Below are 22,748 nucleotides of genomic sequence, written 5' to 3'. Positions count from 1 at the left end.
ACGGCGCCGAGCCGCCGGTCAGCCGGCGAGCCGCTCCAGCTCCTCGTCGACGATCGACGGGTCGAGCTTGCGGAAGACCGGTGTCGGCGTGGCCAGGGGCCGGCCCGCCTGCAGCGGTACGGACTCCCAGCGCGCCCCGACGGTGTAATCCCCGGTCAGCACCGGGTACGTCGGCCCGCCGTCGAGGTCGTCGACCTCCTCGATCACCGGCATCGGTGCGTGCACGCCGGTGCCGCCGAGCAGCTCGTGGATCTTCTGCGCGGAGTGGGGCAGGAATGGGGTGAGCAGGGTGTTCGCGTCGCTGATCACCTGAAGGGCGACGTGCAGGATGGTGCCCATCCGGGGCTTGTCCGCGGCGTCCTTGAGCTTCCAGGGGGCCTGTTCGGAGAGGTACTTGTTGGCCTCCGCCACGACCCGCATCGCCTCGCCGATGGCCTGCTTCTGCCGGTGTCGGCCGATCAGGTCGCCGACCGTGCCGAAACCGGTCCGGGCGGCGGCGAGCAGCGCCTCGTCGGCCTCGGTGAGCCCGGCCGGGTCGACCGGCGGAATCGCGCCGAAGTTCTTCGCCGCCATCGAGACGGACCGGTTGACCAGGTTGCCCCAGCCGGCGACCAGTTCGTCGTTGTTACGGCGGAGGAACTCGGCCCAGGTGAAGTCGGTGTCGTTGCTCTCCGGGCCGGCGACGGCGATGAAGTACCGCAGCGCGTCGGCGTCGTACCGCTCCAGGAAGTCCCGGACGTAGATGACCACCTTGCGGGAGGAGGAGAACTTACGCCCCTCCATCGTCAGGTACTCGCTGGAGACCACCTCGGTGGGCAGGTTGAGCCGGCCCAGCGCGCCGGGCTCGCCGTCGTGGTCGCCCACGCCGGAGTATCCGCCGAGCAGCGCCGGCCAGATCACCGAGTGGAAGACGATGTTGTCCTTGCCCATGAAGTAGTAGCTCAGCGCGTCACCGGTTCCGTCCTCGGTGCCCTGCGGGTTCCAGAACCTCCGCCAGGCCTCGGGGTCGCCGGTGCGGCGGGCCCACTCGATGGAGGCGGAGAGGTAGCCGATCACCGCGTCGAACCAGACGTAGATCCGCTTGTCGGTGCGGTCCTGCCAGCCGTCGAGGGGGATCGGCACGCCCCATTCCAGGTCCCGGGTGATGGCCCGGGGCCGGAGGTCGTCGAGGAGGTTCCGGGAGAACCGCAGCACGTTGGGCCGCCAGCCCTCCCGGGCGTCCAGCCACTGTCGCAGCGCGTCGGCCAGGGCGGGCAGGTCGAGGAAGAAGTGCTCGGTCTCGACGAACTCCGGCGTCTCGCCGTTGATCTTGGACTTCGGGTTGATCAGGTCGGCCGGGTCGAGCTGGTTGCCGCAGTTGTCGCACTGGTCGCCGCGGGCGCTGTCGTACCCGCAGATGGGGCAGGTGCCCTCGATGTACCGGTCGGGCAGGGTCCGGCCGGTCGACGGGGAGATCGCGCCGATGGTGATCTTGGGGACGATGTAGCCGTTGCGGTGCAGCCCGGAGAAGAGCTCCTGCACCACGGCGTAGTGGTTACGGGTGGTGGTGCGCGTGAACAGGTCGTACGACAGCCCGAGCGCGCGTAGGTCCTCGGCGATCACCCGGTTGTACCGGTCGGCCAGCTCACGCGGGGTGACCCCCTCGGCGTCGGCCTGCACCTGGATCGGGGTGCCGTGCTCGTCGGTGCCGGAGACCATGAGCACGTCGTGGCCGGCCATCCGCATGTACCGGGCGAAGACGTCGGAGGGAACGCCGAAACCGGAGACGTGGCCGATGTGGCGTGGGCCGTTGGCGTACGGCCAGGCTACCGCCGCGAGAACGTGACTCATGACCAGCAAGCCTAGTGACCGTGGTGGGTGCCGGGCCAACCAACTGGCCGGCCCGGCGCGAGCGCGCCCTGGTAGAGCGGAGATGTTGGCCCGATTTGTCGCCGACACGCGGTCTGAGCTGCCTGCGGCATTCCTCCACCAGTGTCCAATGAACCCGTGACTGGCAGACGAGCCACCCCGGGGCACGAGGAACAGCCAGCCGGGTCAGCGGTCGACGACGGCCCGTCCGGCACCACCGACGACGAGGTACCACGGCGCTCGGCCCCGCCGCCCCGGGCCGGTGCCGTCGCACCACAGCCGCGCCCCGGGCCGGCCGCCGAACCGGATTCGCCGCCCGCCCTGCCGGGGCAGGCGACCGGCGGCTCCGACCGGCCGGTGGCGGTGGAGCCGACCACCGGGGCACCGGTCGACGCCGTGCCGAGCCGGGTCCCGGTCCGGCAGCCCGGCCGCCGGCCCAGCCCCACCCCCGGCGCCTACGTGGGCACCAGGGGCGACGACAACGGGCTGTTCTGGGCACCGATCGAGGAGGTGCACTGGGACGGCACCCCACTGCGCGAGGAGCACCGCCGACGACGCCGCCGCCGCGCCGGCCCGGGCCCCGGCGGGCGGGGCCGCCCTCGGCGGGCCGGTCGCGCCGCCCACCCGCCGGAGCCGTGGCGGGGCCTCTCCGCGCTGCTGGCACTGAGCCTGCTCGCCGCCTTCTTCGCCTGGGTGAGCGCCGGCCCGTTCTGGCTCGCCGTGGGCCACGGCAGCACCGGGACGGCGGTGGTCGGCGCGTGCACCGGCAGCGGGCTGAGCCAGCGCTGCCGGGGGATCTTCACCGCCGACGGCGAACGGTTCGCCGCCTTCGGCGTCCGCATCACCGGGGTGCCCGCCGGGCGGGACGCCGCCGGATCCGCCCTGCCGGCCCGGATGACCGGGCCGTCGAGCGACACCGCGTACACCGACACGGGCGCGGCCCGGCAGTTGCGCTGGCCGCTCGGGCTGCTGCTGGTGCTGAGCTGCGGTGCGGCGATCGCCCGGTACACCGGCGCGACCCGGTTCGCCGACCGGCGGGCCCGCCGCTGGGCGGTGACGGTCGCGATGGCCGGCCCGCTCGTGATCACCGCGGGCTTCCTCGCCTACGCCTGGTGAACCAGGAAACGTCGACCGGCGCCCTGAGGCGTGACCTCAGGCGTGGACGATGGTGTAGACGTCGCGGCGGCGCAGGCCGTACTCGGTGGCGATCTCGGTGATCGCGTCGCGCCGGGACAGCCCGGCGGTCTCCCGCTCGGCGACGGCCGCACGCAGCGTCTCGTCATCGGGACGCTCGGCGGCCTCCCGGGACGCGCCGGCCACCACCAGGGTGATCTCGCCGCGCGGCTCGTTGTCGACGGCCCAGGCGGCCAGCTCGCCGAGCGGCCGGCGGACCACCTCCTCGTACGTCTTGGTCAGCTCCCGGCAGAGCGCGGCGGGCCGGTCGGCGCCGAACACGGCGGCCAGGTCGGCCAGCGCCCCGGTGATCCGGTGCGGGGCCTCGAAGAGGACCAGGGTCCGCTCCTCGGCGGCCAGGGCGCGCAGCCGGGAGCGCCGCGCGCCGGGCGTGCGGGGCAGGAAGCCCTCGAAGCAGAACCGGTCGCTGGGCAGGCCGGACAGGGCGAGGGCGGTGGTGACAGCGCTGGGGCCGGGGGCGGCGGTCACCGGCACGCCCGCGTCCAGGGCACCCCGGACCAGCCGGTACCCGGGGTCGGAGACGCTGGGCATGCCGCCGTCGGTGACCAGGGCGACGACGTACCCCTCGCGCAGGACGTCGACCAGCTCGGGGGTGCGGCGCTCCTCGTTGCCCTCGAAGTAGGAGACGATCCGGCCGGGCACGTCGACGCCGAGGTCCCGGGTCAGCCGGGTGAGCCGCCGGGTGTCCTCGGCGGCGACCACGTCGGCGGCGGCGAGCACCTCGCGGAACCGGGCGGAGGCGTCGGCGGGGTTGCCGAGCGGCGCGCCGAGGAGAACCAGGCGGCCAATTTCGGACTTTTCACCCACGGTACGTGCTCCTTCATCGACAGTTGTGCCGGTATCGGAGACGACGGGCGCCGCCGGGCACCTTCGCAGCCTACGATCGCTTCGTGACAAGTGCGTCGACAGCGCATAGCGCGAGCGCGAACCGGGCCGGGGCAGAGCACGCCGGAGCTGACGGCGACGCGGCCAAGGGGCCCGGGGCTCCACCGACCGCCGGTACGGGCGTCCCCGCGATCGTGCGGCGCCGGCTCGCCACCGTCGACGCCCGGCTGGACGTCAACTCGTGGCTGGCCACCGCCGTCGTGGTGACGATCGCGGCGATCCTGCGCCTGGTCGGCCTCAGCAGCCCGCAGGGCAAGATCTTCGACGAGATCTACTACGCCCGCGACGGCTGGGCGTTGATCGACAAGGGCGTCGAGTGGAACTACACGGACAACAGCGCGTCGTATGTGGTGCACCCGCCGCTGGGAAAGTGGCTGATCGGGCTCGGCGAGTGGGCGTTCGGATATTCCGACGCCGAGCAGAACATCTCCGCGCCGGGGCACCTGATGACCACCGCCCCGGAGTTCGGCTGGCGCTTCTCGGCCGCCGTCGCCGGCATCCTGTCGGTGCTGCTGCTGGTCCGCATCGGCCGCCGGCTGTTCCGCTCCACCACGCTCGGCTGCGCCGCCGGCCTGCTGCTCGCCCTGGACGGCTTCCACCTGGTGCTCTCCCGCACCGCCCTGCTCGACATCTTCCTGCTGCTGTTCGTGCTGGCCGCGTTCGGCGCCCTGGTCTGTGACCGGGACGCCCGGCAGCGGCGGTGGCGCCGGGCGCTGGAGGCCGGCCTCGACCCCACCGCGCCCGGGCGGGCCGGCCGGCCGGCCGGCGGTTGGCGGAACTGGCCCTGGTGGCGGCTGGCCGTCGGGGTGCTGCTCGGCTGCGCCTGCTCGGTGAAGTGGAGCGCGATCTACTTCCTGCCGGCCTTCGCGCTGCTCGCCCTGCTGTGGGAGGTCGGCGTCCGCCGCTCCGCCGGGGTGCGCCGGCCGTGGCGCGACGCCCTCCTCGACGAACTGCCCTGGCTGGTCCTGGCCGGGGTGGTCATGGTCGTCACCTACGTGGCCACCTGGTCGGGCTGGCTGCTGACCGACGACGGCCACTACCGGCTCGCCGCCCGGTACCCGGATGTGCCCAGCCTGAGCGACACCCCGATCATCGGGCCGCTGAACAACCTGTGGGAATACCACAAGGCCGCGTACGGCTTTCACAAGCAACTCGACGACCCGCACAAGTACCAGTCCTGGCCGTGGCAGTGGCTGCTGCTCGGTCGGCCGGTGTCCTTCTACTGGCCCGGGGGCGGGGGCTGCGGCGCGCCGACCTGCGCCCGGGCGATCCTGCTGCTCGGCACGCCGCTGCTGTGGTGGTCGTTCCTGCCCGCCCTGTTCGGGGCGGCCTGGATCGGCCTGGCCCGGCGGGACTGGCGGGCCGGGGCGATCCTGGCCTGCGTGGCGTCCGGCCTGCTGCCCTGGTTCTGGTTCGCCCTGGACGGGCGGACGATGTTCTCGTTCTACGCCGCGCCGGCCCTGCCGTTCCTGGTGCTGGCGGTGGTCTACGTGCTGGGCGCGATCGCCTCGCCGGCCCCGGCCGAGGCCGGGGCCCCGGCCGGGCGGCCGCCCGCCGGAGCGGACGAGGACTCCGCCGAGCGCCGGCTGGTCGGCGGGGTCGTGCTCGGCGTGTACGTGTTACTGGTGGCGCTCTGCTTCGCGTACTTCTATCCGATCTTCGTGGGAAAGCTGATGACGTACGCGCAGTGGTCGGCCCGAATGTGGCTGGATGGCCGCTGGATCTGATGGCGGCCCCTGCGACAGCGCCCGACGGGTCGGGCCCGACCTGGTCGGGGCGGTCATCCGACGACACCGTCGCGGGCCTGCGACTACCGGAGAGTAACCGCGTGTCACGCGGTGAAGGGCCGGCGGAGGCGGCGTCGGATATCAGACAGCGGGGCCATCAGCGGCGAAACGGCTGGGCTCGGGCACCCCGGCGAGCGCGCTCCGGATGCAAAGGCGCGCGCCCCGATCGCCTGCCACGGGGGAAGCGGGCGATTGGGGCGCGCATGGAGAGCTTAACCACCGACCACCACTGGCACAACGGCTGGACTCGGGTCAGATTTACGACGCAGAATCGCTCTCACCTCCTGGTTCACCTCCGGCAATTGACCGTCAGTAATCCGGCAAGGAGCTCGCGAATCGGGGGGTGACCGGCCCTCCAGAGTGGATCTCACTACACTCCCCCCGGTGATCAACATAAGACGATCGACAACGGTCCTCCGTGGGCTGCTGGCGGCGACCGTCCTAGTCGGCCCCGTGGTCGCGCTGGGTGGGCCCGCGCCCGCGCGGGCGGACGAGGAGACCCCCGCCGAGCCGCCCCGGGTCGAGCTGGTCCTCGACGTCAGCGGCTCGATGCGGGCCCGGGACATCGACGGGCGCAGCCGGATCGCGGTGGCGCAGCAGGCGTTCAACGAGGTGGTGGACGCGCTGCCCGAGGAGACCCAGCTCGGCATCCGGGTCCTCGGCGCCACCTACAAGGGCAAGGACAAGAAGGTCGGCTGCCAGGACACCCAGCAGATCGTGCCGGTCGGCCAGGTGGACCGCACCCAGGCCAAGGCCGCGGTGGCCACCCTCCGGCCCACCGGCTTCACCCCGGTCGGGCTGGCGCTGCGCTCGGCCGCCCGAGACCTGGGCACCGGCACCACCGCCCGCCGGATCGTGCTGATCACCGACGGAGAGGACACCTGCGCCCCGCCGGACCCGTGCGAGGTGGCCCGGGAGCTGGCCGCGCAGGGCACGAAGCTGGTGGTGGACACCCTCGGCCTCGCCCCCGACGAGAAGGTGCGTCGGCAGTTGCTCTGCATCGCCAACGCGACCGGCGGAACATACGCGTCAGCGCAGAGCGCCGACGAGCTGACCGGCCGGATCAAGCAGCTGGTGGACCGGGCCCGGGACACGTACACCGCCGCCCCGGCCGTGGTGGGCGGCTCCGCCCGCTGCCCGGACGCGCCGCTACTCGCCCCCGGCGTCTACACCGACCGGGAGCAGTTCTCCGAGCACCGCTGGTACCGGGTCCCGGTGCGGGCCGGACAGGAGCTGCGCGCCTCGGTGAGCATCGCGCTGGACCGCCCCGTCAACCCGGATCACGGGGTGCTGCTGCGGGCCACCGCCCCGGACGGCCGGGAGCTGGTCCGTGGCGTGGACGCCGGCAGCGGCCGCACCGACGTGGTCTCCGCCGGCCTGCGCTGGTCGGCCGTCGCCGACTCGGAGGACGAGGACAGCGCCGGCGGCGGGGAGACGCCGACCCCGACGCCGGGCGACGCGACCGCCGCGCCGACCACGGTCTGCCTGGTGGTCAGCAACGCGTTCGCGCCCCGCCCCGGCACCCGGGCCGACCCCGGCATGCCGATCGAACTGACCGTCGACGTGGTGGCCTCGTCGCCGGCACCGGCCGGGCCGGACCTGGGCCGGGGCTGGGTGCTGCTGGTGCTGCTGACCCTCGCCGGCCTGATCACCGGCCTGGTCGCCGGGCTGCTCACCCGCTGGTGGGTCGCCACCTGGAGGGAGAACTGACGATGCGTACCCCGCTGATCCGGTCCGGGGCGGTGCTGGTCGCCGCCACCGCGCTCACTCTCCCGGCCGCCCCCGCGCTGGCCGCGCCCACCCCCTCCCCCGGTGCCGCCACGGTCACCAAGGCCGGCACCTCGTTCCTGACCGCCACCGGAATCGCCGCCGGGCAGCCGGTCCGGGTCGGTGCGTCGACCGGCGACCACCTGTACTGGTCCTTCCCGGCCCGTGCCGGGCAGCTCCACGAGATCACCGCGACGGTCTCCTTCCCCAAGGGCCGCACCGGCGCGTCCACCTGGACCGTCGAGGTCTTCGACGGTCTGCGCCGCCGGCAGGCCTGCACGGCGGGGGCGCAGACCCCGACCGCCACGGCCTCGGCGACCAGCGTCGCGCTCGGCTGTGCGCTGCGCCAGGTCCGGTCGTGGGCCGAGCCCTGGTCGGCCGACCCGCTGCCCGGCACGTACTACGTCCGGCTCTCCGTGGTAGATCTGCCGGAGCCGGACCTCGGCCTACCGATCGACGTGGACCTGTTGGTCTCCGAGCTGGGCGACGGCGACGCCCCGGCCGACGACGGCGAGCTGAAGGCACCGCTGGTGCCGAACACGAAGGCCGGGACGGTGCTGACCGGGGAACCGTCGGCGGCGCCGGCCGAGGACGACGACGAGGGTCTCCTCGCCGGGTGGCTGCCCGACCTCTCCTCGCGCTGGATCTGGACCACGATCGGCGGCGTGCTGGCCGCGGTGGCCGGCGTGGTCGGCTTCGCCCTGACCCGCCGCCCGCGCCGCCCCTGAGCACCGCTTTCGGCCCGCTGTGCCGGGGCCGCCGTGCCGGTGGCCGTCCCGTTCCCGGGGGCGGCCACCGGCGGGGCGCGGGGGGACCCTTCAGAGTCCTCCGCTTGCGGTACGTTCGGCACCGATGAGCACCCGGGAGCTGAGCACCGCGCAGGGGCCGGCCCGCCGCACCGGCGGCCGGCCGCCGGCCGCCGTGGACTCGCCGGCCCGCCTGGCCCCGCTGGCCGGGGGCGCGGACCGGGATGGGGCCGGGAACGCGGGGTGCGCGGATGCGTGACCTGCTGCCGACCGAGGTCACGGTGGCCGTCGCCGGGCCCGACGACTGGGCCGGGGAGCTGCTGCCCGCAGAGCAGGCCTGCCTCGGCGAAAAGGCGGTGGAGAGCCGCCGGCGCGACTTCACCGCCGGGCGGATCTGCGCCCGGCGGGCGCTCACCCGGCTCGGCGTGCCGGCCGTCGCCGTGCCATCCGCGCCGGACCGGTCCCCGGTCTGGCCGGCCGGGGTTGTCGGCACCATCACCCACACCCGCGGATACTGCGCCGCCGCAGCGGCCCGCACCGACCAGGTCCGCTCGGTCGGAATGGATGCCGAGGGGCACCGGGAGCTCAACGCCGGGGTACGCCGGCTGATCGGCCTGCCCGAGGAGTGGGACGACTGCGCCCGGCTGCCGGGCGGCGTCTCCTGGGCGGCAGTGCTGTTCAGCGCCAAGGAAACCATCTACAAGGTCTGGCACCCGGTCGTCGGCACCTGGCTCGACTTCCACGACGCCCGGGTCGAGCTGGACCCGGACTCGGGCCTGTTCACGGCCCGGATCAACCCCACCCGGCTGGCCGGGGCCCCGGTGCCCGACCCACCCGCGACGGTCACCGGGCGCTTCGCGGTCGACGCCGACCTGGTACGCACCGCCGCTGTCCTGTTACCACGCTGAGACGCTGCGTGGCCCGGAATTTCCCCCGGGGCGCTACGGTCAGGCTCTCGCGTTCGTCACCAGGTGCCAAGGAGTACGGTGAGCTACCCCCAGGACCCTTACGGGCCGCAGGACCCATACCAGCCCTACCAGGAGCCGACGCCACCGACGCCACCGTGGCCGGCCGACCCGACAGCGCCGCCACCCCCGCCGATGATGCCGCCGCCGCCGATCTCCGGCGCCCAGTACCCGCCGCCGCCGGTCTCCGGCGCGCCCTACCAGCCCACGTCGGGCTCCCCCTACCAGCCGCAGCAGCCGGGCGCCTACCCGCCGCCGCCCGGCCCGGACCAGGGATACCAGCCGGGCTCGTTCTCGGCGCCGCCCGCCCCGGACCCGGGATACCAGCAGCAGTACCCGAACCCGGGGTACCAGCAGCAGTACCAGCCCGGTGCCCCCGGTGCGCCATACGTGCCGGGTGCCGCGCCGGGCGCCCCGGGTTACCCGTTCGGCCCGGTGCAGCCGCCGAAGAGCAACAAGAAGCCGATCATCATCATCGCGGTCGTCGTGGTGGTGCTCGCGCTGCTCTGCTGCGTCGGCGGCATCGTGGCGCTGGTGATGGGCAGCAACGAGGTGGCGAAGGAGGCGGAACGCCAGCTGCCCGGTCCCGTGGCGACCACCGCCCCGGGCAGCCGGCCGACGGCGCAGCCGACGTCCTCGTCGTCGAGCCCGACCGGCGAGAACTTCAACCTCAAGCCCGGCGAGACCCTCACCGTCACCGACGCGTTGGGCACCATGGAGATCACGGTGCAGCGGTTCCGCACCTCGATCAAGGGCTGCAAGTCCTACTCGCCCGAGCCCAAGAAGGGCCTCTACGTGATCGCGGACATCACCGCGACGGTGACGAAGGGCACCATGTCGATCAACCCGTTCTACTTCCAGTGGGTGGCCGACGACGGCTCCACCACGAGCGGGATCGCCGGCGCGTTCGCCGGCTGCGGCGACCTGCTCAACTCCGGGGTCCACCTCGAGGAGGGCAGCAAGCGCACCGGCAGCGTCACCGTCGATGTGGCCGACCAGAACGGGGCGCTGGAGTACCGGCACAAGTTCGAGACCGTCGGCTCCTGGAAGCCGTAGGCCCGCCCCCCCCTATGCGGTTGGCCGGGTCAACGACTGGGCGAGCAGTGAACATTGTGGAGGCCGCCCCCCGTTCGGGGGCGGCCTCCACTGTGTCGGTGTGCCGGACACCCGAAGGACGGAAGTGTCTGCCCGCCGGGACGCCGATGCCCCAAACGTGATCATCCACGGGCGGCGGGCGGCCGGGTGACTGTCCTAGGCTGTGCCGGTCATAGCGACACGGGGATGGGAATCGGATGCGATATCGACTCGGCAGCGCGGCGCTCGGGCTGCTGCTGGCCACCGTTCTGGCGGGCTGCGACACGGCGGGCAGCACCGACAGCGCCCCGGCCGAGGGCAAGAGCCCTGCCCCTACGGCGGGGCCGTTCGTTCCGGAGGCCGGCGTCTGCCACCCGGCGGTGGAGACGGTCGGTTACCGAAGCTCGTACACGACGGTGGACTGCGCGAAAACCCACTTCACTGAGACCGTGCACGTCGGCGTCTTCACCGGCGCCGACGCCGACCGGTTCAACTCTCCCCCGCCCGGCACTCGCGAGGCGCGTGCCGCTTTCCACGTGTGCGACACCCAGGCGACCGCGTTCGTCGGTGCCGACTGGCGCGGCGGGCTGATGTCCGTCCAGGTGGTCGTTCCCGAGCCGAAGGATTGGACCGGCGGGAGCCGCTGGTACCGCTGCGATCTCTTCACCCTGGCCCCGATCGACAGCGACACCGCGGCGGATCATGCCGTGGAACGCGCCGGGACGCTTCGCGGAGGGTTGAGCCGGCCGTCGCCACTGGCCCACGGCTGCTTCACCGATGACAAGTACGAAAACCTGTTGCCGGCCCCCTGCACCAAGCGGCACCGCTTCGAGTACGTCGGGGTCTGGACCGCGCCGGACGGCGCGTACAAGACGGCCGACCGTGACGCGGACGTGGTCCACATGCACTGCCGCTCGGTGGTCACCGCCTACACGAAGGGAACGCCGAGCGCGAAGTCGGCTCAGGGTACCGGCACGACGTACCGACTGCCGTCGCCGAAGGCATGGGAACGTGGCGACCGTGGAATCCGGTGCTTCTACTGGTCGGGCGACCGCGACATGACCCGGTCGCTGAAGGGCTGAGGGTCGAGCGGCCCGGCCTGAGGTCGTACCGCCCCTCACACCCGCCGCTCGACAGGCGCCACATGGCCCGGCGCGGCCCGGCCAACCACGAGTGGGGCGGTCCTACGCGACCGTGGCCGGGACAGCTCGGCCGTGGCGGCCAGCTTGGCCCGGGGACGGTCGGCATCGGGATGGCGAAGTTCGTCGAAGATGGCCGACGCCGCCAGCCAGGCCCGCCGGGCGGCGGCGAGGTCGCCCGCCGCGCGCTCGGTGTCGCCCAGGTTGTCCAGCACCTCCGCCTCGTCGTACCGGTCGCCGAGTTCCCGGTGCAGTGCCAGCGCCCGCAGGTAGCAGTCGGCGGCCCGTCGGTGGTCTCCGAGCCCGTGGTGGACGTAGCCGAGGCTGTCCCAGGTCAGGGCCGCACCGTGCCGATCACCGGTTTCCTCGTGCAGTCGCAGGGCCTCCCGGCAGCAACTGAGCGCCGGCCCTCCCTCCCCGACCCGGGCGTGCATCCAGCCCAGGTTGTTGAGCGCCTTGGCCTGCCCGACCCGGTAGCCGGCGGCCCGGTAGAGGTCGAGGGCCCGCCGCGTCTCGTCGAGGGCCGCTCGGAGTCGGCCCTGCCGGGCCAGCACCCAGCTCACCCCGAGGTGCGTGTGCGCCCGGCCGGTGTCGTCGCCCAACTCCCGGTAGAGCTCCAGGTCACGACGGTAGTGCCGGTGCGCCGCCTCGTGGTCGCCCAGCCAGGTGCAGGCGATGGCCAGGCCCCGGTGCGCCAGGGCCTGGCCGGGCAGGTCACCCCGTCGCCGCGCCGCCGCCAGGGCGGTCCGGTGCGCGGCAGCCAGCTCGGGCCAGTGCCCGCTCCGGTCAAGGTACGTGGTGAGGGCGGCGGCCAGCATCCACGCGTGCCGGTCCAGGCCGGTGCCCGCCGCCTGCTCCACGGCGGCCAGCAGGACGTGCCGCTCGGCGGCCAACCAGCCGGTAGCCCAGGCGTGGTCCGGCCGGTCGCCCACCGTCACCCCCGGCTCCGGCGCGGGCAACGTCGCCGGCCGGGCCAGCCGGTACGGGTCGAGCAGGTGGTCCGCCGCGTGGGTGGCGTGCAGGTAGTGGTCGAACAGGCGGCTCCGGGCGGCTGCCCGCTCGGCCTCCGGGTCGGCCTCGTGACACAGCTCGGAGGCATAGGCACGGAGCAGGTCGTGCATGGCGTACCGGCCGGGGACGCGTTCGGTGAGCAGGTTCGCCCGGGCCAGCCCGACCAACAACGGGCCGACCCGGGCCGGGGGCAGGCCGGCCAGGCTGGCCACCGCCGGCTGTGCGACGTCAGGGCCGGGGTGCAGACCGAGCAACCGGAACAGCCGGGCGGACTCGGCGTCCAGGGCCCGGTACGACCAGGAGAAGACCACCCGGGCGTCGGTCGCGGGATCACCGGTCTCCAGCGCGGCGAGCCGGTCCGCGTTGGTATCGCGCAGTTCCGTGGCGAGGGCGGCCAGCGGCACGTCAGGCTCTCCGACGGCCCGGGCGGCCACGATGGCCAACGCCAGCGGCAGGCCGGCGCAGCGCCGCACGATCTCGTTGAGCGCCGCCGGCTCGGTGCCGGCGCGGCCCCGGCCGAGCCGGCGGCCCAGCAGTTCCCGCGACTCCGCGGGCGCGAGCAGGTCCAGGGTCACCGGGCGGGCCCCGTCGCTGACCACCAGCCCGGTGAGCCGGTTGCGGCTGGTCACCACGACCAGGCTGCCCGATGATCCCGGCAGCAGGGGCCGCACCTGCTCGTCGTCGCGGGCGTTGTCGAGCAGCACCAGCACCCGCCGGCCGGCGAGCAGGCTCCGGAACAGCCCCGACTGCCCGGAGAGGTCGGTGGGCACCCGCTGGGGCGGCACGTGCAGCGCCGCCAGGAAGCCGCGCAGCGCCTCAGCCGGCGGAACAGCCCGGCCGTCGAGGTCGAACCCACGCAGGTTGACGTAGAGCTGCCCGTCCGGGTAGCGATGCGCGATCCGGTGCGCCCAGTGCACCGCCAGGGTGGTCTTGCCCACCCCGGCGGTGCCGGCGATCGCGGAGATGACCACGGCCCTGCTTTCCGGTGGTGGACGCCGATCGGGGGAGCTACCTGCCCGGCCGGCACCGACCTCCCCACCGGTGCAGCCGTCCCCGGGAGTGCCGTCCACTTCGGCCTCGTCGGCGGGTAGCAGGCGGTCCAGCTCGCGCAGCGCCGCCGTCCGCCCGGTGAACCAGGCCGGAGGGCCGGGGAGCTGCGCCGGCGGCGGGCCATCGGGAGGCTGCGTGGCGGCAGGTTCGGCGGGGAGCTGCGTGGCGGGAGGCGTCGTCGGCGCGGCGGCGGGCCGCTCGGGCCCGGCCGACAGTACGGAGCCCGACGGTACGGCTTGCGCCACCACCTGGCCCCGCAGCACCCGCAGGTGCGCCTCGGCCAACTCGGCCCCCGGCTCCACGCCCAACTCGTCAACGAGGCGGCCCCGGGTCTCGGCGTAGAGCCGCAGCGCGGCGGCCTGCTGGCCGCAGCCGGCCAGCGCCAGCAGGTACCCGGCCACCAGGGGTTCCCGCAGCGGGTGGGCGGTGACCAGCGGGCGCAGGGTGTGTGCGGTCGCGGCGAACCGGCCGAGGCCGAGTTCCACGGCGGCGAGCCGTTCGTGGGCGACCAACCGCTGCTCGTCCAGGCCGGCGGCGGCGGCCTGGACGAACGCGCCCGCCGCGCCGGCCAGGGCCGGCCCGCGCCACAACGCCAGGCCGTCACGGAGCAGCCGCGCCGCCTCCGCCGGCCGGCCGGCAGTCTCCTCGGCGCGGGCCCGCTCGAGCGCCGCGGTGAACTCGGTGAGATCCAACTCTGTCCCGCGCACCGTGAGCCGGTAGCCGCCGCCCTGGGTGACCAGCAGACCGGCCGCGCCCTCGACGCGCAGGGCCGCACGGATCCGAGAGACACAGACCTGCACCTGGGTACGCGCGCTGGCCGGTGGGTCGTCCGCCCAGAGCGCCGCCACGAGGTGCCCGGCGGGGACCAGCCGATCGGCGTTGAGCAGCAGCAGCGCAAGCACCGCGCGTTGCTGGGGGCGGTCGACGGCGAGGACCCGGCCCTGGGCGGCCACCTGCACGGGACCGAGGACGGACCACCGCATGACGTTCCTCACCAGACCTGATCGGACCACCCCAGTCTATGGACGGGAGGTACGAGATCCACCGGCGGCAAGCCGTCGGATAGCGGACGGCAAGCGGGGCCGCCCAGGCTTTTCCCATTCGCCGGCGTCACTGGTCGGCGGGGGGACTGGCCGGCACCAGCGCCGGCCGTGCGGCGGACAGGGAGAACGAACATGCGAGTAACCACGGGACGCGGTGCACTGACGGCGATCGTGTCGACAGCGACGGTGCTGGCCACGATGGGCTTGGCCGCGCCGGCCTCGGCGGACCCCGCCGGGCTGGAGACGGTCACCCAGTCGGCGGCCGAGAGCAGCCTGGACAAGTCGGCGCTCGCGTCGTGCCCGGCCGGCAAGGTGGTCACCGGGGGCGGGGGCTTCCTCACCGCCGGGTCGACGGCCGACGGCCGGGTCGGGCTGGACCGGCTGGAGCCGTTGGCGAACGGCACCGGCTTCTTCACGACGATGCGGGAGGTGGGCCCGACGAACTTCACCGGTGACTGGGGGCTCCAGAGCCTCGCCCAGTGCGTCACCGCGCCGGCCGGTTACCAGGTCGTGGCGACGACCGGGGCAGTCGGTACGGAGTTCGTCACGGCGAGCTGCGGAACGAAGAAGGTCATCGGAATGGGCGGGCGGATCAACAGCGGCCTGGGTGACGTCGTGATCGACCAGGTGGTGCCGTCGTTCGACCTGACGTCGGTGACCGTCCGGGCGGTCTCGGTGCAGGGCACCGCGCCGACCGGCTGGAGCGCCACGTCGTTCGCGGTCTGCGCCACCGCGCCCGCCGGGCTGGAGCGGATCGTGGTGACGGGGGCGAGTTCGAGCAACTCGCAGAGCACCCACCTCAAGACCTGCCCGGCCGGCAAGGCGCTCTACAGCGCGGGGGCGGACATCAACGCCGGCAACGGGCAGGTCCTGCTCAACGCAATCAACATCACCTCGGGCACCACCGTGCGGGTGCGGGCGACCGAGGACGCCGACGGCTTCGCCGGCACCTGGAGCCTCAACGGGTACGGCATCTGCGGGAGCTGACCCGTGGGTCCGGGTGCCGCTGGCGATGGCGGCACCCGGATTTCGCCCTTCCGCCGGCGGGCCACCACCACGATCATGGCCAGTCCCGCCCCAAGGAGCAGTGCGCGGACGGCACCGGCAAAATTTCCGCCGGATGGATCACCCCCGCGTGCGCGGGGAGCAGGGGCCGACGGGGCCGGTCGGCGTGGGGGCCGTGGGATCACCCCCGCGTGCGCGGGGAGCAGACCGGCACCGTGGGCTCCTTCTCGATCCTGGAGGGATCACCCCCGCGTGCGCGGGGAGCAGTTGTACGCCGTGTGGTCGCCGTCGCGCAGCCCCGGATCACCCCCGCGTGCGCGTGCAGCAGGCATCCGGTCGATGCGTTTCCCGACGTCCTGGCCCCCGCGTGCGCGGGGAGCAGGTCGACTCCGCCGTGCACGAGACCTTCCGCGCCGGATCACCCCCGCGTGCGCGGGGAGCAGTTCACCGGCCAAACCGTGGCCACCCCAGCCACGGGATCACCCCCGCGTGCGCGGGGAGCAGTCGGCCTTCGCGGTTGCCAGTTCCTCGGTCAGCGGATCACCCCCGCGTGCGCGGGGAGCAGCGTTCTGGGGGACCCCGATCACGCCCGGGCAGGGGATCACCCCCGCGTGCGCGGGGAGCAGGCGGCGAGCTGGTCGTCGGTGAAGTAGCGCTCCGGATCACCCCCGCGTGCGCGGGGAGCAGACCGCCATTGGCTGGATTGAGGAACGCGTCACGGGATCACCCCCGCGTGCGCGGGGAGCAGAATCACGTCCTGCAGGCGGTGGCCGTCATCTGGGGATCACCCCCGCGTGCGCGGGGAGCAGGGGAAGGCCAGCGAGGCCAGGACGATCGCCCGGGGATCACCCCCGCGTGCGCGGGGAGCAGTACGAACCCGCCGTCCGCCGCCACGAACTCGCCGGATCACCCCCGCGTGCGCGGGGAGCAGAAGGTGGGTGCCTGCCACCACCGGCACCGCCTGGGATCACCCCCGCGTGCGCGGGGAGCAGTCGACGACCCCCGGCGGGGCCTGCGGCGGCGGGGGATCACCCCCGCGTGCGCGGGGAGCAGGGCGACGACCCGGGTGGTTCCGGTAAGGACGCGGGATCACCCCCGCGTGCGCGGGGAGCAGGACAGGTCGATCATGGTGCGGCCGGGGCACCCCGGATCACCCCCGCGTGCGCGGGGAGCAGCGCCATTTCCCACAGCCGGCCACGCCGATCCCAGGATCACCCCCGCGTGCGCGGGGAGCAGCCACCACGTCGGACGGCGGTACGCCGGACGGGCGGATCACCCCCGCGTGCGCGGGGAGCAGGCACCCCGAGGTGCCGTACCCGGTCTCTTGGCAGGATCACCCCCGCGTGCGCGGGGAGCAGGCAGAGGAGCACGCCGACGACGTGGTCGACGCGGGATCACCCCCGCGTGCGCGGGGAGCAGGCCGCCGAGACCGCCGCCAGCGCGTTGACGCAGGGATCACCCCCGCGTGCGCGGGGAGCAGACTTCCTGACCTGGGGCGCTAAAGATCATCAACGCTGTTTTCATTCACTTCGTTCTGCAAGATCGCCTCCCGTCATGCAACGTACTGCAGACAAGGTAACGCCTATCGCCGCGCTCGTCCCCCACCACGCTGTTCTCATCCTGACCGCCCACCGTCATCGTCTCCAGTCCTCGATGCGAGCTCAGCAGCATCGATGACGTTGCGAGCGGCGGTCGCCACCCGGCAGTGCTGGATTCGGCATACCCGGCAGCGGTCGTCCGGGCCGGTTCGGTGGTCGCGGAGGATCGTGCGGGCGGTGAGGATCAGCCGGTTGCGGATCTGGGCCAGTGACAGGAACGGCCCGGTCATGTTCAGGTCACCCCGAGGGCGGCGGCGAGTCGAATGACCAACGCCGGGGCGTGTGGGTCGCGGGCCACCTGGGCGAGCACCTCCCGGGCGGCCGGCCGGTGGCGTACCTCGGCCGGTGCCATCCGGTCGGCGTCGACCAACACCCTGCCCGCGCTGATCGGGTCACCGGCTTGGAGGTAGGCGCGGGCGGCGTCGAGGAGGTGTGCGGCGCGGTGTTCGACGGGTAGCCACCGCCAGGCGTCTCGTTTGGTGGTCTTCTCGTGCCAGGCGACCGCCTCCGTCGTGTCGCCCAGGTCGAGGGCTGCGGCAACCCGGGCCAGGTCGACTGCTGTCGGTCCGAACGCGGTGTGGTGATGATCGTGGCCGTCTCCCACCCGGGCAGCCATGGCGGTGGCCTCGTCGAGGAGTTGCGCGGTGGCGTGGTCGTCGCCCCGGCGGGCCGCCGCCAACGCTGCCTGCACAAGCAACGTCCCGCACAACGACAACCCGCCGGGGGTGCCGGCGCCGGGGTCGGGCGGGGCGATCCGGTACGCGGCGGCCAACGTCACCGACAACGCCGCACGCGCCCGCCCCGAAGCCCGTAACACCTGACCCAATTGCACAGTCGCGGCGGCCACCAACACCGGATCACCGGTCGCCACGGCCATCGCCCGATCCGCGGCCAACCAACCCAGATCGGCCTCGCCGAGTTTCACCAGCAACGACACGGCCAGCCGATACGCCTCCACCAGCAGCGGACGACCCCACCCGAGGTCGTCGGCCGCGACCCGCTGCACGCCGGTCAGCAGGCCCGGGACCACGGCTGCGACCTGCGGGTACTGGGCGTGCTGAAACATCACCCACGCGTGCGCGACATCCTGGACCAACCGGCCGGCCGGCAACACAAGCCGGTGGGCCGCAGGCCGGCCCAAAGCGATCTCGTACGTCGACAGGGCCGCCCGAATCCGCTCCACCCCCTGCACCCGCTCCACCACTGCGGCGGGTTGCGCGTCCCGGCCGAGCAGCACGGCGGTATCGATTCGCAGGACAGCGGCGATGTCTCGCAGGGTGGAGACCTTGTCCAGGGACCGGACACCCCGCTCAATTTTGTCGACCCAGGACTTCGACTTACCCAGCCGATCAGCGAACACCTGCTGCGACATCCTCCGCCGCCTCCGCCAGTACGCCACCCGCCGGCCAACCGGCAACAGATCACGGCTGTCCACGCCGCCACCGCCGATCCGGCACCGCCCGCGTCGTCTCCTCCACCGGCACCCGACCCGCCTCAGCCTGCGCGAGGATCCGCTGCCGCGCGGCCTCCCGCTCCACCGCCTGAATCTGCTCACCCCGGTCCTCGGCCGGAACAGCGTCGCTCATGGCCACCTCCGCTGGTAGGGGCGCGGCGGCAAGCTCTTGGAAGAACCGCCACCGGGCCTGACACTCGGTAACCGTGACGCTACGATCACATCGGCACGTGTTGAACTCACCCGCAGTACGAATGAACTGGCCAGGGGTCACCTCACGCCGCTGTCCCGCGACGGGAAAGCTCGACTGCCGGTCAACGTAGGGATGTCGATGGCACAGTTCGAGCAGTCCTTCCCGACCCGCGGCGACGTGACCGGCTACCTGCTGAAGCTGATTCGGGAATCCATCCCCCTGACCCAGGAACAGCTCGGCGTGGAACTCGGCGTCGACCGCGCGACCGTCCAGAGCTGGGAGTCAGGACGGCGGCCGTTCCTCGCTGTCCCGTTCGGGCAAGCCGTCAGGATCCGTCAGAGGCTCGGCAGCCTGGGGGCGAATCCGGTACTACTCGATGCCGTCGCAGACGCTGCCGAGGCGGATGCCATCCTCGCCGCACTACTCGGCCCGAAGACCGAACGGGTAGACATCACCGGGCAGCCCATCGGATGCGTGGTGCTCACCCATCGACTGTCCGACTTGATCCTCTGGGCGATCCTCGGCCAGACACCGACCTTCATCAGGAGTCTCCCGACTCCCCACCGTCGACGCGGTCCCGTAGCCGCCGGTCCGGCCATCTGTGCCGAGGAGCAAGGTGCCTTCTTCACCAACCTGCACGTCCTCGCCGAACGCGCCGCAGACCAGCGCCGCCCGAACGTGTTGCTCCACCGGCAGGCGTGCTTTCTCGCCGGCATGGATCCCACCGGCGCCTCCGCTGCCTGGCTCGCCCAAAGCAACGCCCGTAAGACACCTCGGGTGACCACCTTCCATACCTGGTCACCGCTGTGGCCCGACGCCCGCTCCGTCGTCACCTCCCTGGCCAACCAGGGAGACCCCGAACCGCTACGGGACTTCATCGCCCGCGCGCACCCCGACGACGCCTGCCAACGAGCGGCCCTCAACTACTCGGCCTACTGGGTCGGGGAGATCCCCTACCGCCAACCCGACGACTCCTTCATGCCCACGGCCATCACCAACTGGCGCGGCAGCCGACTCCTCCATCACCTGGTCGAACGCCTGGACGCCGACCACCCGTTCATAGACCTCAACATCCACAACCTCTGGGCACTACTCACTGCCCGACGCGGACTCGTCCACGACAACCCCACCACCGGACAGAACCTCGCCGACCGCGCCACCGCCATTCTCGACAGCGACCAAATCTCCACACAGTCCCGGCAGGAACTTACGTCTATCGTCTACAGCCTGCGGACAGACGGAATCACCAGCACAGGGACGGGCAGATGAGCGACGACCACGACGCCGCCGCGATGAGGTTCATCTTCGAGGCCGGTGTCCTCAAACGCGCGGCCCGCACCGGCTGGTGGTTCGCCGGGGTCAAGCACCCCGAATCCATCGCCGAGCACTCACACCGCACCGCCCTGATCGGGATGATCCTCGCCGCCATGGAAGGAGCCGACCCCGCCCGGGTCACGATGCTCTGCGTCCTGCATGACACCCAAGAAACCCGAATCACCGACATCCCCCACATCGCCAAGCGCTACCTCACCGTCGCCCCCAACGCCACCATCACCGCAGACCAAGTCGCCGACTGCCCACCCGCCGTCGCCGATACCATCACCACCGCCGTTGCGGAGTACGAAGCCGGCGAAACCCTCGAAGCCATCGTCGCCCGCGACGCCGACAAACTCGAATGCCTCGTCCAAGCCGTCGAGTACCGGCACCAGGGCATCGACAACGTCCAGCGCTGGATCGATAGCTCCCGCGCAGCACTCACCACTACCTCCGCACACCGCCTCGCCGACGCCGCACTGACCGGACAGCCCCTCGCCTGGCTCACGCCACCCTGAGGAACATCCACGGGGCCCCGACCCGTAGCAGTTGGAGGAGACACCCCGTGCAACGTTCCATGACCGGGCCGTGGGCATGGATCCGCCGCGACCTCACCCTCACCCTGAGGCCCCCCGGCCGCCGCTAGGGCGCAGGCGGGGCTTGTCCCTGTCTGGACTGCCTCCGCCGCCCGCCATGGGTCACGCCCTCAACGCCCCCGACACCCTGCACACCCAGGACATCCACATCGAGGAGTAGAGAAAGCTGATTCTCACCGTCATCCCGATGGGATCGCCCCCGCGTGCGCGGGGAGCAGGGGCGGGCGGGTAGAGCCCGCCGAATGACCGCCGGATCACCCCCGCGTGCGCGGGGAGCAGTTCCGAGCTGGTGACGAGCTTGCGGACCGGTGCGGGATCACCCCCGCGTGCGCGGGGAGCAGCGGTCGTGCGGTAGATCCGCCGGTCCGCCTTCGGGATCACCCCCGCGTGCGCGGGGAGCAGGAGCACCGGGCCGTCTACCTCACGCCGCACCAGGGATCACCCCCGCGTGCGCGGGGAGCAGGACGTCTATGGCAGGTGAGGGGATCTCGTGGCGGGATCACCCCCGCGTGCGCGGGGAGCAGGTGTGGACGTAAAGCCGGTCGGTGCCGAGCGCGGGATCACCCCCGCGTGCGCGGGGAGCAGGTGACCGGCAACCGGTGGCGGGCGGATACCTGGGGATCACCCCCGCGTGCGCGGGGAGCAGCGGGACTGCGGGTGGATCCGCATGGACGACACCGGATCACCCCCGCGTGCGCGGGGAGCAGTCCCTGATCTGCCGGTCGGTCAGGTGGGCGGCCGGATCACCCCCGCGTGCGCGGGGAGCAGAGCGTCGCCGCGCGGGTGGCCACCATGACGATCGGATCACCCCCGCGTGCGCGGGGAGCAGGCCAGCCACAGCGCCGGCTCACGTCCGAAGATCGGATCACCCCCGCGTGCGCGGGGAGCAGGACACGATCGCATCGACCTGCATGTTGGCGTCGGGATCACCCCCGCGTGCGCGGGGAGCAGCTGGGTGACATCGGCCCCGGGCAGGTGCGGGCGGGATCACCCCCGCGTGCGCGGGGAGCAGACTTCCTGACCTGGGGCGCTAAAGATCATCAACGCTGTTTTCATTCACTTCGCCCTGCAAGATCGCCTCCCGTCATGCGACGTGCTGAAGACAAGGTAGCGCCTATCGTCGCGCTCGTCCCCCACCGCGCCGGATGCTCGCTTCCGCCTCATCGTCCACCGTCGACCTACCCTCCTGGGGAATGCGCCGCGCCTACTCGATCAGTGGCCGCCCGACTCTCCCGGGCCTGACACAGCAGTCGGTGCCGACAAGAACGGGCAATTGGGACAGGCGGCGTCGACAGCGGTCAGCGGGGCACGGAGAAGGAACGCACCTCACGGACCGGAACGGTGCTGGCGAGCGCCGCCGCGTGACCGGCCGGGGCGGGCAGATCGTGCAGGTGAATCGGGATGCGCGGCCACCCGGGAACCGAGCCCACGGTGACCGTCGGCCCGCTCACGTCCAGCTCGCCGGGCGGCGCGCGCAGCCCGAATCCGGTCAGCTTCATCGCCGCTTCCTTGCGCGTCCAGGCGGTGAGGAACCAGCCGGGCCGATCGGCGCGGGGCACCCGGGCAAACATCGCCCGTTCGTTGGCGGTCAGCGCGACCGCGGCGAGACCGTCGGTGTCCCGGTCGGGGCTCGACCGCTCGACGTCCACCCCGATCAGGCCGGCTCCGGCCACCGCCAGCAGCACCCAGTCCTGGGTGTGCGAGACGGAGTAGTCGACCCGGGGGTCGGCGAACCTCGGCCGGCCGTGCGCCCCCGCGCAGTACTGGCAGTCGCGGTCGATGCGCACCTGCGCCGGCGGTACGCCGAGATAGCGGGAACCCAACCGGCGCTGAGCCGTGCGGGAGGTCACGAAGACGTCCCGTGCCGGCGAGCCGAGCAGGGCCTCGGCCCGGAGGCGCTCGGCCGGGTCGAGCAGGTCGACGCGACCGCCACCCGGCCGGACCGGCAGCAACCAGGTGTGCGGCTGTCCGGCCGCGGGCACCTCCGGCAGGCCCGGCATGACGCCGGGCGGCGGGTGGTCCGGCGCGACGGGCAGCACGGCGGTTGCCGTCAGCGCTCCGAGTTCTCCGACTGTCACCG

At 72.9% G+C, this 22,748-nt stretch carries 18 protein-coding genes and 2 CRISPR repeat arrays; of the genes, 11 read left to right on the top strand and 7 right to left on the bottom strand.

Annotated features, from left to right (window positions below):
- Positions 1-18: 18 nt before the first annotated feature.
- Positions 19-1,830, bottom strand: a complete 1,812-nt coding sequence (gene metG / locus SNR22_RS07545) for a methionine--tRNA ligase (protein WP_320065759.1) — start codon at positions 1,828-1,830, stop codon at positions 19-21.
- A 156-nt stretch (positions 1,831-1,986) separates the two neighbouring features.
- On the opposite strand from metG, the gene SNR22_RS07540 reads away from it, so the two are divergent.
- On the top strand, positions 1,987-2,964 hold the full coding sequence (locus tag SNR22_RS07540; protein ID WP_320065758.1) for a hypothetical protein: 978 nt from the start codon (positions 1,987-1,989) through the stop codon (positions 2,962-2,964).
- 36 nt (positions 2,965-3,000) lie between these two features.
- Here SNR22_RS07540 and rsmI read toward each other — a convergent pair whose 3' ends face one another.
- On the bottom strand, positions 3,001-3,849 hold the full coding sequence (gene rsmI / locus SNR22_RS07535; RefSeq protein ID WP_320065757.1) for a 16S rRNA (cytidine(1402)-2'-O)-methyltransferase: 849 nt from the start codon (positions 3,847-3,849) through the stop codon (positions 3,001-3,003).
- 83 nt (positions 3,850-3,932) lie between these two features.
- Here rsmI and SNR22_RS07530 point away from each other — a divergent pair, with 83 nt between their 5' ends.
- From SNR22_RS07530 to SNR22_RS07500, 7 genes are all read left to right on the top strand, one after another.
- Positions 3,933-5,654, top strand: a complete 1,722-nt coding sequence (locus SNR22_RS07530) for a dolichyl-phosphate-mannose--protein mannosyltransferase (protein WP_320065756.1) — start codon at positions 3,933-3,935, stop codon at positions 5,652-5,654.
- Positions 5,655-6,098: 444 nt separating this feature from the next.
- Entirely contained in the window at positions 6,099-7,424 is a 1,326-nt protein-coding gene (locus tag SNR22_RS07525; protein WP_320065755.1) for a VWA domain-containing protein, read from the top strand.
- 2 nt (positions 7,425-7,426) lie between these two features.
- Positions 7,427-8,209 carry a peptidase gene (locus SNR22_RS07520; RefSeq protein WP_320065754.1) on the top strand — a complete coding sequence of 261 codons (783 nt, stop codon included), beginning with the start codon at positions 7,427-7,429 and terminating at the stop codon, positions 8,207-8,209.
- 124 nt (positions 8,210-8,333) lie between these two features.
- Positions 8,334-8,486, top strand: coding sequence for a hypothetical protein (locus SNR22_RS07515; protein ID WP_320065753.1), 153 nt, complete (start codon positions 8,334-8,336; stop codon positions 8,484-8,486).
- Positions 8,479-9,135, top strand: a complete 657-nt coding sequence (locus SNR22_RS07510; protein WP_320065752.1) for a 4'-phosphopantetheinyl transferase family protein — start codon at positions 8,479-8,481, stop codon at positions 9,133-9,135. The genes SNR22_RS07515 and SNR22_RS07510 overlap by 8 nt, the downstream gene beginning before the upstream one ends.
- Before the next feature lie 78 nt (positions 9,136-9,213).
- Positions 9,214-10,248: a hypothetical protein gene (locus tag SNR22_RS07505; RefSeq protein WP_320065751.1), complete on the top strand. Its 1,035-nt coding sequence runs from the start codon at positions 9,214-9,216 to the stop codon at positions 10,246-10,248.
- Positions 10,249-10,484: 236 nt separating this feature from the next.
- Complete coding sequence (locus tag SNR22_RS07500; RefSeq protein ID WP_320065750.1) at positions 10,485-11,348, top strand: septum formation family protein; 864 nt, start codon at positions 10,485-10,487, stop codon at positions 11,346-11,348.
- Between the two features lie 35 nt (positions 11,349-11,383).
- On the opposite strand, the gene SNR22_RS07495 is transcribed toward SNR22_RS07500, so the two are convergent.
- Positions 11,384-14,449, bottom strand: coding sequence for an AfsR/SARP family transcriptional regulator (locus SNR22_RS07495; RefSeq protein WP_320065749.1), 3,066 nt, complete (start codon positions 14,447-14,449; stop codon positions 11,384-11,386).
- A 192-nt stretch (positions 14,450-14,641) separates the two neighbouring features.
- On the opposite strand from SNR22_RS07495, the gene SNR22_RS07490 reads away from it, so the two are divergent.
- A complete protein-coding gene (locus SNR22_RS07490) occupies positions 14,642-15,496 on the top strand; it encodes a hypothetical protein (protein ID WP_320065748.1) in 855 nt (284 codons plus the stop codon).
- A gap of 135 nt (positions 15,497-15,631) precedes the next feature.
- A CRISPR array of direct repeats spans positions 15,632-16,994; the repeat unit is 28 nt; unit sequence GGATCACCCCCGCGTGCGCGGGGAGCAG.
- A gap of 135 nt (positions 16,995-17,129) precedes the next feature.
- Here the strand turns inward: SNR22_RS07490 and SNR22_RS07485 are convergent.
- The 3 genes from SNR22_RS07485 to SNR22_RS07475 are packed head-to-tail and all read right to left on the bottom strand — an operon-like array spanning position 17,130 to position 18,698.
- Complete coding sequence (locus SNR22_RS07485; protein WP_320065747.1) at positions 17,130-17,342, bottom strand: hypothetical protein; 213 nt, start codon at positions 17,340-17,342, stop codon at positions 17,130-17,132.
- Positions 17,343-17,344: 2 nt separating this feature from the next.
- Entirely contained in the window at positions 17,345-18,484 is a 1,140-nt protein-coding gene (locus SNR22_RS07480; RefSeq protein ID WP_320065746.1) for a helix-turn-helix domain-containing protein, read from the bottom strand.
- A gap of 49 nt (positions 18,485-18,533) precedes the next feature.
- Positions 18,534-18,698 (bottom strand): hypothetical protein, encoded by a 165-nt coding sequence (locus SNR22_RS07475; RefSeq protein ID WP_320065745.1) that lies wholly within the window; start codon positions 18,696-18,698, stop codon positions 18,534-18,536.
- Positions 18,699-18,896: 198 nt separating this feature from the next.
- Between SNR22_RS07475 and SNR22_RS07470 the strand changes: the two genes are divergently transcribed.
- Positions 18,897-20,027, top strand: a complete 1,131-nt coding sequence (locus tag SNR22_RS07470; protein WP_320065744.1) for a helix-turn-helix transcriptional regulator — start codon at positions 18,897-18,899, stop codon at positions 20,025-20,027.
- Positions 20,024-20,590 (top strand): HD domain-containing protein, encoded by a 567-nt coding sequence (locus SNR22_RS07465; RefSeq protein WP_320065743.1) that lies wholly within the window; start codon positions 20,024-20,026, stop codon positions 20,588-20,590. The genes SNR22_RS07470 and SNR22_RS07465 overlap by 4 nt, the downstream gene beginning before the upstream one ends.
- A 268-nt stretch (positions 20,591-20,858) precedes the next feature.
- A CRISPR array of direct repeats spans positions 20,859-21,680; the repeat unit is 28 nt; unit sequence GGATCACCCCCGCGTGCGCGGGGAGCAG.
- A gap of 286 nt (positions 21,681-21,966) precedes the next feature.
- Here the strand turns inward: SNR22_RS07465 and SNR22_RS07460 are convergent.
- Entirely contained in the window at positions 21,967-22,746 is a 780-nt protein-coding gene (locus tag SNR22_RS07460; RefSeq protein WP_320065742.1) for a 4'-phosphopantetheinyl transferase family protein, read from the bottom strand.
- Positions 22,747-22,748: the final 2 nt, after the last annotated feature.

Origin of the sequence: Micromonospora sp. RTGN7, assembly GCF_033804645.1 — a bacterium.
In the GTDB taxonomy this organism is placed as follows: Bacteria; Actinomycetota; Actinomycetes; order Mycobacteriales; family Micromonosporaceae; genus Micromonospora.
The sequence above is the reverse complement of the archived record's forward strand: the minus strand, read 5'-3'. Positions and strand labels throughout refer to the sequence as shown.